Genomic DNA, 15,192 nt, shown 5'->3' on the forward strand with positions numbered 1-15,192 from the left:
AAACGCCACACCCCCCTCACCCCCCCCAACCGCCGACATCGCCCCCGCAGCGCGCAGCGACAATGCGGCACCGCTCGGGGACGCAGCCGCACACACCTCTGCAACGGCCCCCAATCGCTCTGCCACGTGCAAAGCGCTCGCCGCAAAGCACGATCTGACCGAACGCGAGTTCGACGTGCTCGTCAAGCTGTCGAGAGGGCAATCGGTCGCCGACATCTCCTCCGAACTCGGCGTTTCCGAGAACACGGCAAAGACCCATATCAAGAACGTGTACCGCAAGCTCGGCGTCCATTCGAAACAGGATATCATCGAAATGTGCCGCGAGATGGAGACGCGCAAAAGCTAGCGGTACAATAAGCTCGACCGTTTCTTATCGGCACAGGATCGATGCGAAGCGAAACGCACGACACGTACGAACGCCCGAGGAAGGATGACCCATGGCTCAACATTACACGCGCATCTTCGCAGCACTCGACGGCGGATCAACCCAGGAAGCCGTGACCGCACGAGCCATCGCGCTCGCCGCCGACAACCACGCCCATCTTGCGTTCGGACACGTAATCGATTCGGTCCCCTACGAAGCGTCGGGCACCGATTTCAAGGCGCTTTGCGAAGACGTTGCCGAACGCATCGAACACGACATCGCCGACATTCTCGCCGAAGCGCGCAACAACCCCGATATCCCCTCGTTCGAACTCATCGTGCGGGCGGGGCGCATCACCGATACGCTAGCCGAGCAGATGATCGAGCCGTTCGGTCCCGACCTCGTCGTTTGCGGCGAGCGAGGCCTCTCGAACATCAAGTACGCATTCGTGGGGAGCATCTCGACGTTCCTTATCAGAAACGTCCGCTGCGACGTACTCGTGGTGAAACAGAACTGACAATCGGTTCGCCTGATTGCGCAATCAGCACAATCAGATCCGCCGCCGCGAAGACGCCGTGCGCAGCGCGTAATCGGCGCGCAATGCTGGCGGGGAAATTCCAAAGCGGTTTTTCGCAAAATCCCGTTGTCGCGAGCCCTCAGCAGGTAATTTCTTCAAGCTTATTCATAAGCTCGGCGCGGTTGTGCACGTCGCACTTCTCGTAGATGTGGCGCACATGCGTTTTGACGGTCGCCTCGGAAATGACGAACGTCTCCTGGATGTACTTCGAACCGCGTCCGGTAACCCAGAGCGCGAACACCTCTTTCTCACGCGGCGAGAAGCCGTACTCCTTCGCCATCGCGTCGATGCGCCCCCACAGGTTGCTGCGGATGAGCAGGTCTTCGTCAACGACGCTCTCGGGCTGTGCGCCGTCAGCCGAACCTGCCGCCCCCGCTCCGCGCATCGCCGAAGCCTCGATAGCCCGCCCATCGCCCACGGCACCGAGGCGCTCGAGTTCTTCGGGCGTCGGGGGTTCGAAGAGAAACGTCGTATCGCGGTCGGTGAACGTGAATCCCGCCGACACGAAGAGAATGCCGATGGCAAGGATCGCGAACACCATGAGGTTTCCGATCATCGCGAACGCCACAAGCTCGCCCGCCACAATGCCCACATGCACCGCAAGGCGACCGACCGCGAAGATGAGCAACGGCGGGTAGTGCGTGGTTCGCGTTATTTCGACGAGCAGCGCCCAGGTGAGAACCTCGAACAGCACCGAAGCGGTCGACATCATGAAGAAAGCCAACGCCGCATTGTCGCCGCCGAACAAAGCGATCAGCACGAGCGCCAAAGCAAACAGCGGCATGGCCACCCGGTACAGAATGCCGAGATTGAGGCTCGTGCGCGATACGAAAATGCCGTAGATGAAGAACACGACCGCTCCGAACGCAAGCGGCAACGTCATAAGAATCGGATCGCGGTACACCACCGGGGCTATATCTCCGAAATACACGCGCATGCCGCCGCAGACGAACAGCGCGGCAAGCAGCCCGACGATGATTCGCCACGAAAGCCCCGTGCGCAACAGCTGTCCAAGCTCGCCCGTCCATGCAGCGGAAGCGCTCGGCGAGGGCGCGGGAGTCCGCCCGTTTGCGCGGTCGCCGAGACTGTATGCCGCAAGCGCTGCAGCCAGCACGGGGAACAGCGAGACGACGATCGACGAAGCCACAGCACCGAGATACGATACGATCAGGTAGAGCACCGCAGCACCGAAGAACGTCATCGAGGTGAACAGAACAGCTTCCCGCGCAGCCAGATCCCGGTACACGACACCCCAAGCGAGCACGATCGCCGAGCAGGTGAGGCCCGATACGGCAGCACCGACAACCGAAAACGTGTTGTTGCCCACCAACCCCGGAAACGTATAGAGCAGCGTGCCCGCGCACGCCACCAGAGAACCGACGAAAAGAGCGATGCCCACGCGCCGCGAGCCGCACGCCATGACCCTGCGGTGAAACACAATCGCCAGAGCGAACGTCACCATAGCGGCCGCCGACGAGACGATGTGCACGACGGAAAGGATTTCGTGCGCCCCGCCCGGCGCCGTCAAATCGGACGAGTTGAAGGATAGAAACACCCACGCCCAGTAAAAGCTCAAGCCCGCATACCGCATCGTAAACGTGCGACTTGTTTCGAAGAAGCTGTGCACCTATCTCCCTTTCAGCGCCGATTGGCTTATTGTACTGGATTTCGCAACGCTTTCCGGAAACCTCTTTGCAACAGGCGGCTGCGTTTTCCCAGATCGAGCATCAACCCTTTCAGTTGATGTTACCGGCAGGCGAGCGAATCAACCCTTTTAGTCGGTGCGGGCGCACGCATTGCCCGCGTACCGTGTACTCGTCTTTGTGAGGGAAGTTCAAGAGAAAGAGGAGACCAATGAAAGAAACCCATCTGAACAAGCACGGTTTGAGCCGTCGCTCGTTTCTCGGCCTCGGCGCCACGGCCGCAGTGATCGCCGGCGCAGGCCTTGCGGGCTGCTCGCCCGCAACCAAGGAAGCGAGCGGGGAGGCGGGTAGCGCCTCTTCTGGCAGCGCCGCAGCAAGTACGTCGACCGCAAGCTTCCTCGTTGCCCCCGACGCAATAGCCGATAGCGATATCGCCGAAACCATTGACGCCGAGATCGTCGTTATCGGCGCGGGCATTTCGGGCATCAGCGCCGTACGCTCCGCCGTCGAGAACGGTGCGAAGGATATCGTGGTGGTCGAGAAAGGCACGACGTGGCAGTACCGCTCGAATCAAGTCGGCTGCATCGGCGGCAAGATCCAGGAAGACCTCGGTATCGAAATCGACAAGAACGCCGTTGTCGCCCAGCTCATGAAAGAATGCGGCTACCGTCCGAACCAGCGCATCCTAAACCTCTGGGCCGAGAATTCCGGCGAGGCATTCGACTGGTTCCTCGCCCCTAGCGAGGGAAAGTACGTCGTCGAAGCAGAATCCGATCCGTACGACGGCGAGAGCATGAGCGTTCGCAAGATGCATTGGCCGCACCCCGATACCGCCAACATCGCCGCCGACTACTACCCGATCTTCGACGATTGCCAGATCTGCCTGCCCGATAACGGCCCCTACATCGAAGCGATGGTCAAGATCTGCGAAGACGCAGGCGTTACGTTTATGTACTCCACCTTCGCGCGCCAGCTCGTTCGCCCGGACAACGCGGGCCGCGTCGAAGGCGTTATCGTCGAGGACATGGATGGTACCTGCAAGCAGATCAATGCGTCGAAGGCGGTGCTCCTCGCAACGGGCGATTACGCCTCGAACGCCGAGATGATGGAGCACTACGTGCCGTGGTCATCGCGGTTCATGAGCATCTTCCCCAACACCGACGCCAAAGGCGAGAAGACCAACACCGGCGACGGCCAGCAGATGGGCATGTGGGTCGGCGCCAAGATGGAAGACGGCCCGCACGCGCCGATGACCCACCATCTGGGCGGGCCCCTCGGCGTGGACGCGTTTCTGCTCACCGACATCTACGGCAACCGCATCATGAACGAAGATGTGGGCGGCCAGCCGCTTCAGAACCAGATCTCGCGCGCACCCAAAAAGCAGCTGTGGCAGATCTTCGACTCGAAATGGACCGAGCAGATCGGTTACATGGACACCGGCCACGGCAACGTGAACTGGTTTGTCGAAAGCGGATCGGACGTGCCCAACGGCTCGTACGGCAAGAACGCCTACATCTCGCTCGAAGGCAACAAAGACGGCAATACCCCTGGCTTCACCAGCTACTTCGAAGGCCCGAACGCACTCGGTAAAACCGCCGACAGCATTGCCGAGCTCGCCGAGCAGATGGGTGTCGATGCGACCGCGCTGCAGGCGACCATCGATCGCTACAACGAACTGGCTGCCAAGGGTCATGACGATGATTTCGGCAAGCGCGCCGACCGCCTGTTCCCCATCGAAGAAGGCCCGTTCTACGCCTTCCCCCTGACCGACACCGTGATTCTCGTGAACATGGGCGGCCTCGAGACCGACGTCGACTTCAACGTGCTCGACACCGAGGACGAACCGATCGAGGGCCTCTACGCTGTTGGCAACGCGCAGGGCGGCCGTTTCCTCGTGGACTACCCCCTGCCCGCCCCCGGCATTAGCCACGGCATGGCGATCACCCACGGCATGCTCGTCGGCCGCGTGCTCGCGGGATTGTAAGCTCGATCCCAAGGTACGGTTCGCGCAAGCGTCCGATCCGCGAACAGCCAACTCCGTGCGGGCCGCCTCCCCAAGCTCGCACTCGCCGAAACGGCACCCAGCGGCCCCGCCTCCCTCGAGTCGGGGCCGCATACGTCTCTTAAACCATGTTCATGCGCGACATCGATCCAGGATTCGAGACGCCGCAGAACAGCTAGGCAGAAGCCGATGCGCGGCAAAGCCCTCAGAAGTCGGACCGGTTCATAGGGTCTCGCCGTTGACCTTCGATGAAGCGAACCCGAACGACCTTTGCATCCTCGTCGACAGCGCAGTGGATGCCACAACGACCCGCATAGACAACGAACAGGCAAAACGGTAGCTCTACTGCCTTGGCAACCAGGTTCTATGCGCTCACGAGCAGCATCACGCCCACGAATAACAGCAGCACATATGTCAGCTTGAGGAACTTCTCCTGGCTAATTTTCTTCTGCAGACGATTGCCGAGCCACGTGGCGATTACGGCCACGGGAATGCACATGAGCACGATCTGGATGACATCGCCCGTAAAGCTGCCCTGCTGATACGCGATAACGGCGTAGATGAGATTGAGGATCGCCCACGTAGCCGAAAGCGTCATGCGAAACTGCTGCTTATCCTGGAGCTTCTGTACGGTATAGATCACGAGCAACGCGCCCCCCGACACGAACATCCCCTGGACAAGCCCCGCCAAAGCGAGAATAACCCACAAGGCCCATTCAGGAAGGAACTTCTGCCTTTTCTGCAGCAGGTTCTTCAAGCCGATCGCAACGATGATCACCCCGTAGATGCGCAGCAGGATATGGAGGGGCAGCACCGTATCGAGCCAGATGCCAATGAGCACGAACGGAAGCATCGTGAGGACGATTTTTGCCAGTTCTCGCCAGTTGACGCTTTTGAAGTTCATAATGGTCAGGAGGCCGCAGGCGAAAAAGCCCATCGCGTTGAGAATGGCGACCGAGCTCGAAAGCCCCAACAGCTGCGTGCCGACGGGCATAGCAAAAACGTTGCCGGCGAATCCGGTGATCGCCTGCACGGTATATGCGAAAAAGAACGCAGCTATAAAGAGGGCTTTTTCCATTGTCTCCATGTTCCACTGAAATCGAATTTATCCAGTGTACCATCGAGACCACCTTGTTTTACGTTCTCTCGGTAGGCGAGCAGATAGGGTTCGCCCAAGACAAAATCCTTTTCTTTTAGCGCCTAACGAAAAGAGGTTGGACGTCCAAACCATCTCGACGTCCAACCTCTGAAGGCAGTATGAAAACTGAGACGCCTTTACGATGAGGCAAGCTTTTGTGCGATCATGCGCGCAAATGTCACCGTCCGCCCACAGGCATTCCCCGTTGTAAGGTTGGGATACGTCATGGAATAAAAGCCACCCGAATCATTTCCTGCAACATAGAGCCCCTCGATGGCGCTTCCATCGTCGCGCAACGCCTGTCCTTCGGAGTTGATGACGATGCCATCGAGGGTGCAGAGCAACGTACCCGTGTTGTAGACCCCGTAGAACGGGGGATTCCGGAGCGCGGAGAGTCTGAACGGCTCTTTGCCGAAGTCGGGGTCCGATTGGTTATCGTAGTTCTCGTTGTTCCGCTCGACGGTCGCCACCAACGTGTCTACGGGAAGCTTGAGTTTCTCGGCAAGCTCTTCGATCGTATCCGCCTGCTGGATATAGCCCTTCTCGAGCAAATCGGCATTCATCCCCTGAACGACTTTGAGCGGAATATTGGGAGCCGCTCCGTTGTCGAAGGGAAACAGGCGAGAGCAGCCATGCATATCGAACTGCTCCGCATAGCGCTCGTAATCGGAATCCCACAAGGTCACGTGCATGTGGGAAGGCTGGTACGCGTCCGCATGCAAGATGTAGTCGTACGTTCCCGACTCGTTGCAGAACCGCTCGCCGTTCAGGTTGACCTTGAGCCATGGCTGGCTTCCCATCCAGAACAGCGTTCCCTCGGTGCAGTCGCAGCCGCCTTGCACCCCAACGGGGACCACCGTTCGATCGAACAGCATGCTCGTGTGCGTCTCGTCCATCTTCGCCCCAGCCCAAAGACATGCCTTGATTCCGTCGCCGTCGCATCCGGGCTGCGAGGTGTTTCTTCCGTAGATGGTGGTGGTGTGGGGCTGCAATACCTTCTGCATTGCGACGTTCGCCCCGTATCCGCCCGTGCACACCAGCGTTCCCTTCGAAGCGTTGACGCGCACGTACCCTTGCTCGCCTTTGCCGTAGGCGCCGACAACCTTGCCATCCTCCACGATCAGCTTGACCATGGGGGTGTTATACCGAAACGCAACGTGACCGGTTTTCTCGGCATAATCGCTCAGCACGGAAAAACCGCTGAGCGACCCATCCTGCGGCCATGCGGGGGAATGTCCCGTTGCCCAATGAGGGTAATTGGGGATGTTCTTCTCTTCGGCCATCTCGTGCCATAGCGTCACGCCGTATTGGCCGAGAACCTCTTCATACCAATCGACAACGCTTCCCGAATTCTCGAACCAGATGTCGAACAGCGAGAGATCGCACTGGCCCGCCGCATATCGATACATGTCCCGCATGAACGCCTGCTTATCGATGCTGTACCCGTTTTCCTGCTGTAAGCGAGAATTGACTCCCCCGACATCGTCGCGAACAACTCCCCCCTCGAATTTTTCTAAAACAACGGTATCGGCACCAAGCTCGCCAGCCGCACAAGCAGCGAACAAGCCACCTGTCCCCGCTCCGATGATGAGAATCTCTGCATCAAGCGTCTCGACAACGTCGGCTTCTTGGATTTCGGGTTCTGACCCAAGCCAATCGCTCGCCGAGCTCGCCGCTGATTCAGTCGAAGCCGTCTCGCCTTGGCCCGTCTGCTCCTGCGGGGCGCACCCGGACAACCCCAGCGCTCCCCCAACGCCGGCAAGCGCAACGCCTGCTAAAAACCCTCGCCGCGAGAACGGCGTTTTACCCAATGATTCCATATCCCATCCCTTCCTCTGCTATGGCTCCATCCAAAACGGCAACCAGCCATCGCAGGCCCGAAACCAGGCTCGATGCAGGTGCCGAACGCAGCGGATACTACGGATGAAGCGGATCGCCTTCATCACCCTCAGTGGGTAATTTTTAGAAACCACCAGCTCAATGCCTATATCGTGCGAGACTGCCGTCCTTTTGCGCCACCAAGTAATCAAGTACACTGTTGCTATGGGGAAACTACCGTCGAACATAGCACACGCCCTTAAGAGAGACTTGACCGAAGAGACGCGGACTTTTGCTCAATGCTTCTGCGCCCTCGGCCTGCTCGTGTTCAGCAACTGGTCGCTCAACAACCACCTCTTCCCCCTCTACGATGTCCATCTCTCGTCGATTCGGGAGTTATGCACCTCGGTAAATGGCATCGCGCTTGTTTTCATCGCCATCACCTCGGTATGGCGGCCCCGCATACTGAAGGCCCGCTTTTTCCTGTTTGCGGCTATAGCAGGATCGACGCTCGGGCCGATAGCGATCTATGCTGGAAACATGCTCGGATCGCTGCCCGTTTTGACCGCCGGGGCATGCGCCACGTCTATCGCAAGAGGCATCTGCACGATCTTCGTCGGGCTGCTGCTCTGCAAGCTGAACGACAAAAGAGCCCTCGCGTGCATCGTTTTAGCGGAACTCGGAGCCACGGCGGCGAGTCTAGTTTTTCCTACGGGTTATTCCACGATCATGCTCGTGATGCACGTGGCATGCCTTATCGCCATCATGGGTCTTTCGTATCCCGCAGCCCAGCACGTACTCGTCAAGCTCGGAGAGAAGCCATCCCCGCATGACGAGGCTATTACGCAACCATCTTCGTACGTGCCGTTCAATCACCAGATATTCATGTGCTTTCTTCTCTTTAGGATCGTATACGGCTTCATGCTCACATTCGGCGAAATAGGCGGCATACCCGCGAACTCGCTGTGGAGCCTTGTCATATTCGCCGTAGCCTTCGCGTTTATCGTGGGAAAGGCGGGATGGATTACCGCCGATCGCCTCTTCCGCATCGCTCTGCTGCTTTCCATCGCAGGGTTTCTCCTGGTTCCCGCCTCGCAGCTCGTCCGCTTCTCGGTACCCAATGGCCTCATCAGTTCCGGCATAGCGGTGTTCGAAGTTTTTAACTGGATAGTCCTTTGCTCCCTCGCCCGACGAAACACCCACGGAGCGGTATCGGTATTCGCTTGGGGTTTCGCGCTTAATGCCATTGGCGTGATTATCGGAGCCAATGCGGGGAGATTCACGAACCAGTATTGGCACAACGATTCCCAAATCGTCATTATCGTCGTTGCCGTAATAACGTTTGCACTCGTTGCCTACGTTATTGTTGTACTCAGAGATTTTAGCTTTGACAAGGCAATTTCTGAAGTACACGAAAACGTTGCACCGAAAACAACGCTTGAAGCCGACAGCGTCACCGAAAGCACCATCTACGAACGATGCGAAACGCTAGCTCGTGAATACTCGCTTACAAAGCGGGAAGAGGAGGTTCTCAAACTGCTGGCGCGCGGACGAACGGGTGTTTTCATACAATCAGAACTGTGCGTTTCTTACAACACCATCAAAGCCCATGTCAAACATATTTATACAAAACTCGATGTGCACACCCATCAAGAGCTCATCGACCTTGTGGAATCCCTCTCGTGAAGGCTCTGCCAAAACGTGCGTATGCGAATTTCGGCCGCTGCGAACCGGCAAAGGATCGCAGCGGCCCATCCGCAATGGATGTTTAATCTTCTCCGAGCTTCGTGCCGCAGATATAGCCAGAGGTGATCGTATTGGCCATGGCAACGCCCGATCCGACGTACGTGTCGTTGTACAGGCAAGAACCCGCTTCGTTTCCGACGGCGTACAGACCCTTCACGGGCAAGCGATCGTAGTCCAGCACCTGATAGTCGGTGTTGGTCAGCAAGCCTCCCCACGAACCAAGGCTGTTCTCTTCCGAAATGATGATGTAGTACGGACCCTCCCCGTAAGCGATGAGGTTCGCAGCCGATTTTCCAAACTGCGAATCGATGCCGGTTTCGCAGTACTCATCGTAGCGGGCCATCTGATCCAGGAAGATATCGGGGTCCATGCCAGCGGCCTCGGCCAGCTCTTGCGGAGTGTCGCCCTTGTAGCCGGCTCCCTTCTCAACCATCTTGTCCAGCACATCGGCGATGCCCTCCCAGGGGGTGTCGAGCTCGAACTTGGGCTTGTACGCCGGAGGAAGTCCAGGGCTCTTTTCCACACCAAGCCCCGCAAGACCCTGGCTCTCGAGGGTGTCCATGATTGACTTCGAAACGACCACATAATGGAAAGACCCTTGGTATGCGCTCGAGTTTGCCGAGTCGCAGGCGCTCAAAACCAGTTCCTCGTTGCGAAACCGTGCGCCCGTCGCCCCAACGTTAAGCACCTGTGCAACATAGCAGAGAATCATGGGGTACTTCGCAGGGAAGTCATCGAAATCGTCTTTGATCTCGTCCGTTGCGCGGGCGAGCGTTTGGTGCAGCATCTGGCCGCCGAAGTTCTGCGGTTTCTGGGCACCCGCCTTCCAGGCCATTTCGAGCCCCTCGCCGATATTTTGGGGAAGCCCCCCGAGCACGCCGTCGAAACGAAAGACCGTCTTCACCATCTCCCGATTGCCCGCGTATCCGCCCGTGGCGATTACGACGGATCCAGCATTGATCTGGATGCCCTTGCCATCCTTGTCTACGACGATGGCGCCGGTGACGGTTCCGTTCTCGTCAACGACGAGCTGCTTGCCAGTCGCCTCGGTCAAAACCTCTCCGCTCGGCGCCACGAACTTCTCAAGCGCCGCAAGGAACAGGCCCTCGCGAGCATCGTAGTCGGGAAGCTTCACCATAGTCGGCCCCATCCACGGCTGGAACTCCCAGCCGTTGCCGCTCATCCAGTCGATGGCTTCGCCTACCGTACCCAAGAGTTGCTGAATCGAAGCCGCGTCGACACGCCAATGAGAATCCTTCACCCACTCGTTGACGATGGGAAGGATGTCGGTTTCGACGCCAGCCTCCTTGGCGTACTTGCTGTTGTAGGCAACCGGCCCCGACGATTTGTTGCTTGCGCCGCCGATCGTCTGCGTCTTTTCGACCAGAATGACGCGCTTGCCGAGCTCGCCCGCCCTGATCGCGGTATTGGCACCCGAACATCCACCTCCGATTACGAGGATATCGCACTCCTTCGTCTCTTCGACTGCAATGTCTTCAGACGTGTTGCCCGGCAGCGTCGAAGCAATGTCGACGTTGAGGGACCGGGTCCAATCCTGCACGCCCTCGCTTTCCGGTTCGGCTTTCCCAGCAGAGGTGCCTTGCGCAGCGCAGCCGCTCAAGCCCAAAACCGTTGCAGCTCCCATCGTTGCGGATCCTGCGAGAAACGCACGACGGGATATCCTTCCGTTTTTCATAGCTCATCCTCTCTCTTCCTGCATGCGATCCGTTTCCGCACGCATCCCTTAGCAGCGTCGATTCGACGGCGCCGCTTGAGCCCATTGTTCAAAACATGCTGGTTTTCGGATAGACCCACGAAGGGTGGTATTGCGGTTTTGCCATTTCATTGCCGTTGTCTTGTGTGCTATGGTGAAAAACCTTGCACGATCAGGCGCACACAAGAGGGACCATGGACATCGTTCGATCTCGAACATACGCATCTGCTTGCTCCGTCATCGGATTCGGATGCCTGTACGTCATATTCGTTGCATGTTTCTTCCCCCTCACCCTCATGCCCGACGCCGATCAGTCGACCTACCGTCTCTTCAATCAAGCACTGTACCTATCGTCGGCAATCGCCGCCTTCGCCTACGCGGGCGCCGCGGCACGATGCAGCGAAAGGACGACTTCGGGAATCGCCCTGTTTGGCTACGCGGCTTTATCTGCGGGATTGGCCGCAACGGGGATGCAGCTGGGAACGCACGCCGAGCCGCTTACGATATGCGCAGGTATCGGATGCGGAGCCGGCCTCTCCCTTTCGCTCGTATCGTGGTTCGAAACGATAAGCAGCTTTCAAGAAAGAAAGGGCGCGCTGATCTTCGGATGGCAGGCCTTCCTCGGATCATCAGTTTTCGCAATCGTCGCCCTTCTGAACAAGGCATTCACCAATGAAGCCGCCTTGGCCCTGTGCCTCGTTTCAGCAGTGCTTTACCTGGCTCTCCGCGCAGCGCCTTCGCAATCGAATGCGAACGTGACGCTCGCCTCGTTTCACTCGGGTATCGAGGTGCTGCGCCATCGGAAAGTGCTCTCCCGCGTTCTCTTCGGTCCCGCCGTCGGATTCTGTCTCATAGTGTTCATATACGGGATAGCCGAAGCGATTGCCATGGGCCACGACGGTTCCCCTTACGGGGAGGTCGTCTCCTACCTTGGAGCGCCCATCGGCTCGGCGGTGTTCCTCGTATGGACCTACGGGAGCAAAAGCAGAAACTACGGGCTGACCATCAAGTCCATATTCCTAATTCTGCTCACCGTATTCTGGATTCCCGCGTTCGACACCATCGTCTTAGTGCTAAGCGCTGGGTTTCAGCTGAGTCTTCTCCTGCTCTGCTCGCTGCTCCTCGACGAACTGTTAAGCCAACGACGGGTGGCCATGGTGCTCGTATCGCTCGGCTACGCATGCATGCGGATGCTCTTCCTCGTCGGTTTGTACGTTCCCGGGATGTTCGGCGTTCCTTCGTATAGCAGATACTTCGAATCGACTTCTCTTCTTATGTTTCTGATCTACCTGGTGTTCGCTGTTGCCCTTATTCTGACCTGGAGAGATCGGAAGGTGGACCAATCTGCGTCCACCGACATACCCGATGCCGACATTGCAGCGGAAAATACGAGCGGCGAAGCGAAGGGATCGCCCGCCGACAAATCCGAGGCGCTCTTTTCGATCGCTCAGCAATACGGCCTTACCCGACGGGAAACCGAAATACTGGGCCTTTACTCCAAGGGGCGCGACATCAACTACATGTGCGAAAACCTCTATCTGTCGCGCAACACGGTCAAAGGGCACCTTAAGCGAATTTATTCGAAACTGGATATCCATTCGAAACAGGAGCTGATAGACATCGTCGAAGCCGCTCGGGCCAAGGAACAACCCCTGTAGAAAACGTATATGATAAAATCCCCTCACGGAACCATTCGGAATCGGACGCCGCATCGGCGCATCTCGACCGTTCGACGCATGAAGGTTACCATTATAGTACGGACCTCGTTTCGGCAGCGAGACGGTGGTACAGTATTTCTGGTATGCGGTTTTTCTGGGAAAACAACCGTTTTTCATGCAAGGAGACTTACTGGGAGCACATACATGGCTGGTTTCAGCATAACCATAGCAGGAGATTCGGCGCTCAATCTCGAGTTCGCCGATACCATCACGCCCGAAACCAGCACTATGATCCGTATCGCAGCCCAGAGCCTTACCGAAGACCCCATCGAGGGGATCATCGAGCTGGTGCCGACGTTCTGCTCGCTCATGGTGTACTACAATCCGCTCGTAATCACGTTCGACGAACTGTCGTATCGGCTGCGCGGGAAGCTGCGCGGACTCGATTCGGCCGATGTATTCGTGAAGAAGATCGTGCAGATACCGGTATGCTACGGCGGCGAGTACGGCCCCGACATCAAAACGGTGGCCGACCATGCGCATCTGAGCGTCGAGGAGGTCATCGACATTCATTCCTCGAAGGACTACCTCATCGACATGCTCGGGTTCCTGCCGGGATTCGCCTATCTGGGCGGGCTCGACAAGCGCATCCATACCCCGCGCCTCGCCACTCCGCGCACGCTCATCGAAGCGGGATCGGTCGGCATCGGCGGTGCGCAAACGGGCATCTACCCCCTGCCCTCCCCGGGCGGCTGGCAGATCATCGGCCGCACGCCGATCCGTCCGTACGATCCCGATCGCGAGGAGCCGATCCTCTATGCCGCAGGCGAGTACCTTCGCTTCGTGCCGATCACGCCCGACGAGTACAGCGCCATAGAAACGCAGCTTTCGGCGAACGCCTACGAATACCAGATCATACTTGAGGGGATGTAGGATGGGCATCGTCGTTAAAAAACCGGGCGTCCTCACGACCATTCAGGATGCAGGCCGTATCGGATACATGGGAAGCGGTTTCGCACCGAGCGGCGTCATGGACCGTCGCGCGTTCATCATCGCGAATCTGCTCGTCGAAAACGATCCCAACACCTGCGCCATCGAGTTTGCGCTCGCCGGCCCTACGTTGCGTTTCACCACAAGCACGTTCATCGCCATCACCGGGGGTGATTTTTCGCCTACGCTCGCCGGCAAGCCCGTGCCGATGTATTCCGCCCTCATGGTCAAGCGCGGATCGATTCTGCGCTCCGGCGCCCCGCGCACCGGGGCTTACGGCTACGTGGCCGTCGCAGGCGGGTCGGTGCGCGTTCCCGAAGTGATGGGCAGCAGGTCAACGAGCCTCAAGCTCGGCATCGGCGGATGGCACGGTCGCAGCCTCCAACTCGGCGACTACCTGCCGTTCATGACCAAGAACCTCGACTTCCTTCCCAATCTCGGATCGCACCGTATCGAATACGATACAACCTACGGTTTCGGCAGCGAAGAAACCGTCGTACGCGTGGTTCCGGGGCCGCAAGAGGACATGTTCACCGAACGGGGCATCGAAACGTTTTACAACCAGGTGTACGAGGCTACCGCGAAGTGCGACCGGATGGGATACCGGCTCGACGGGCCTGAAATAGAGACGAAACACGGCTCGGATATCATATCCGACGGCATTGCATTCGGTGCGATTCAGGTTCCCTCGCACGGACGACCCATCATCATGCTCGCCGATCGCCAAACTACGGGAGGCTATGCCAAAATCGGCACCATCGCCTCGGTCGACATCCCCAAACTCGTGCAGTGTCGCCCAGGAAGCAGAATACGCTTTACGCCCATCACGGTGCAGGAGGCGCAAACCCTGTACCGCAAGGAGTACCAGTATTTCAAGGGACTCGCGAAAATCGTGAGAAGACCCTGCGCCGACGGCATCTCGCCACGGCGCACCGCGCGCAGGCTCAGACCCATCCTCGAAGAGCAGGCGCGCCGCAATCAGGCTGAAAAGCTTTGGATAGATCGCTCTTAGCAACCGCAGGACGAGAAGCACTACATAAGGAGACCAGCGTGGATACCAAAACCATCGAAGAATTGATCGCCATTATGGACAAAGCCGAGCTCACCGCTCTGCGCGTCGACGACGGCGAAACGAAAATCGAACTCGAGCGCAGCCACAGCTCGTTTTCTCCGACCGCGCTTCCCCTCATGGCCGAGCGGGTCAGCGCGCTTTTGGCGGGCAAGGACGAGAGCAACGACGCCGCGGCCGCAGACCAAACCGAAGACGATTCGTCGGTTCTCGTACGCAGCCCCACCGTCGGCATGTTCTACGTTGCCCCGAGTCCCGACGAGGACCCGTTCGTCAAAACAGGTCAAGAGGTGCTTTCGGGCCAGACGCTTGCCGTCGTGGAGGCAATGAAGATGATGAACGAGATCACCGCACCCGTTCCGGGCATCGTGATCGAGGTGCTCGCGGGCAACGGAGCCCAAGTCGAATACGACCAACCGCTGTTCCGCATCGCCACCAGCGACATGGCGCAGTAGACGCGTCGGATTGCGAGG

12 protein-coding genes are annotated in these 15,192 nt (G+C 58.4%); 8 read left to right on the forward strand and 4 right to left on the reverse strand.

Annotated elements, in window-relative coordinates; translation table 11 throughout:
- The coding region (locus C1722_RS14725; RefSeq protein ID WP_180995287.1) for a response regulator transcription factor at window positions 1–346 on the forward strand (346 nt) is incomplete at its 5' end.
- Window positions 347–437: 91 nt separating this feature from the next.
- A complete protein-coding gene (locus C1722_RS14730) occupies window positions 438–881 on the forward strand; it encodes a universal stress protein (protein WP_102380103.1) in 444 nt (147 codons plus the stop codon).
- Between the two features lie 139 nt (window positions 882–1,020).
- Here C1722_RS14730 and C1722_RS14735 read toward each other — a convergent pair whose 3' ends face one another.
- Complete coding sequence (locus C1722_RS14735; protein ID WP_244902599.1) at window positions 1,021–2,568, reverse strand: helix-turn-helix transcriptional regulator; 1,548 nt, start codon at window positions 2,566–2,568, stop codon at window positions 1,021–1,023.
- Window positions 2,569–2,795: 227 nt separating this feature from the next.
- Between C1722_RS14735 and C1722_RS14740 the strand changes: the two genes are divergently transcribed.
- Window positions 2,796–4,568: an FAD-dependent oxidoreductase gene (locus tag C1722_RS14740; protein ID WP_102380104.1), complete on the forward strand. Its 1,773-nt coding sequence runs from the start codon at window positions 2,796–2,798 to the stop codon at window positions 4,566–4,568.
- 382 nt (window positions 4,569–4,950) lie between these two features.
- On the opposite strand, the gene C1722_RS14745 is transcribed toward C1722_RS14740, so the two are convergent.
- Together C1722_RS14745 and C1722_RS14750 are read right to left on the reverse strand one after the other, a co-directional pair.
- Window positions 4,951–5,664: a sulfite exporter TauE/SafE family protein gene (locus C1722_RS14745; RefSeq protein WP_102380105.1), complete on the reverse strand. Its 714-nt coding sequence runs from the start codon at window positions 5,662–5,664 to the stop codon at window positions 4,951–4,953.
- A gap of 197 nt (window positions 5,665–5,861) precedes the next feature.
- Window positions 5,862–7,544 (reverse strand): FAD-dependent oxidoreductase, encoded by a 1,683-nt coding sequence (locus C1722_RS14750; protein WP_102380106.1) that lies wholly within the window; start codon window positions 7,542–7,544, stop codon window positions 5,862–5,864.
- 268 nt (window positions 7,545–7,812) lie between these two features.
- On the opposite strand from C1722_RS14750, the gene C1722_RS14755 reads away from it, so the two are divergent.
- The gene (locus tag C1722_RS14755) at window positions 7,813–9,228 is read left to right on the forward strand and encodes a response regulator transcription factor (RefSeq protein ID WP_180995288.1); all 1,416 of its coding nucleotides are present in this window, start codon (window positions 7,813–7,815) and stop codon (window positions 9,226–9,228) included.
- An 82-nt stretch (window positions 9,229–9,310) separates the two neighbouring features.
- Here the strand turns inward: C1722_RS14755 and C1722_RS14760 are convergent, their stop codons facing one another.
- Window positions 9,311–10,984, reverse strand: a complete 1,674-nt coding sequence (locus tag C1722_RS14760) for an FAD-dependent oxidoreductase (RefSeq protein WP_102380108.1) — start codon at window positions 10,982–10,984, stop codon at window positions 9,311–9,313.
- Window positions 10,985–11,196: 212 nt separating this feature from the next.
- Here C1722_RS14760 and C1722_RS14765 point away from each other — a divergent pair, with 212 nt between their 5' ends.
- From C1722_RS14765 to accB, 4 genes are all read left to right on the forward strand, one after another.
- Window positions 11,197–12,660 carry a response regulator transcription factor gene (locus C1722_RS14765; RefSeq protein ID WP_102380109.1) on the forward strand — a complete coding sequence of 488 codons (1,464 nt, stop codon included), beginning with the start codon at window positions 11,197–11,199 and terminating at the stop codon, window positions 12,658–12,660.
- Between the two features lie 204 nt (window positions 12,661–12,864).
- Window positions 12,865–13,593, forward strand: coding sequence for a 5-oxoprolinase subunit PxpB (gene pxpB, locus C1722_RS14770; RefSeq protein ID WP_102380110.1), 729 nt, complete (start codon window positions 12,865–12,867; stop codon window positions 13,591–13,593).
- A 1-nt stretch (window position 13,594) separates the two neighbouring features.
- Window positions 13,595–14,662 (forward strand): 5-oxoprolinase subunit C family protein, encoded by a 1,068-nt coding sequence (locus tag C1722_RS14775; RefSeq protein ID WP_102380111.1) that lies wholly within the window; start codon window positions 13,595–13,597, stop codon window positions 14,660–14,662.
- Between the two features lie 38 nt (window positions 14,663–14,700).
- Window positions 14,701–15,174 (forward strand): acetyl-CoA carboxylase biotin carboxyl carrier protein, encoded by a 474-nt coding sequence (accB, locus tag C1722_RS14780; protein ID WP_102380112.1) that lies wholly within the window; start codon window positions 14,701–14,703, stop codon window positions 15,172–15,174.
- Window positions 15,175–15,192: the final 18 nt, after the last annotated feature.

The organism is Raoultibacter timonensis (assembly GCF_900240215.1).
GTDB classification, from domain to species: Bacteria; Actinomycetota; Coriobacteriia; order Coriobacteriales; family Eggerthellaceae; genus Raoultibacter; species Raoultibacter timonensis.

Excerpts from the sequence above, each read along its gene's own strand:
- C1722_RS14750 (WP_102380106.1), bottom strand. The coding sequence starts at position 7,544 with ATGGAATCATTGGGTAAAACGCCGTTCTCGCGGCGAGGGTTTTTAGCA.
- C1722_RS14745 (WP_102380105.1), bottom strand. The coding sequence starts at position 5,664 with ATGGAAAAAGCCCTCTTTATAGCTGCGTTCTTTTTCGCATATACCGTG.
- pxpB (WP_102380110.1), top strand. The coding sequence starts at position 12,865 with ATGGCTGGTTTCAGCATAACCATAGCAGGAGATTCGGCGCTCAATCTC.
- C1722_RS14730 (WP_102380103.1), top strand. The coding sequence starts at position 438 with ATGGCTCAACATTACACGCGCATCTTCGCAGCACTCGACGGCGGATCA.
- C1722_RS14740 (WP_102380104.1), top strand. The coding sequence starts at position 2,796 with ATGAAAGAAACCCATCTGAACAAGCACGGTTTGAGCCGTCGCTCGTTT.
- C1722_RS14775 (WP_102380111.1), top strand. The coding sequence starts at position 13,595 with ATGGGCATCGTCGTTAAAAAACCGGGCGTCCTCACGACCATTCAGGAT.
- C1722_RS14765 (WP_102380109.1), top strand. The coding sequence starts at position 11,197 with ATGGACATCGTTCGATCTCGAACATACGCATCTGCTTGCTCCGTCATC.
- C1722_RS14760 (WP_102380108.1), bottom strand. The coding sequence starts at position 10,984 with ATGAAAAACGGAAGGATATCCCGTCGTGCGTTTCTCGCAGGATCCGCA.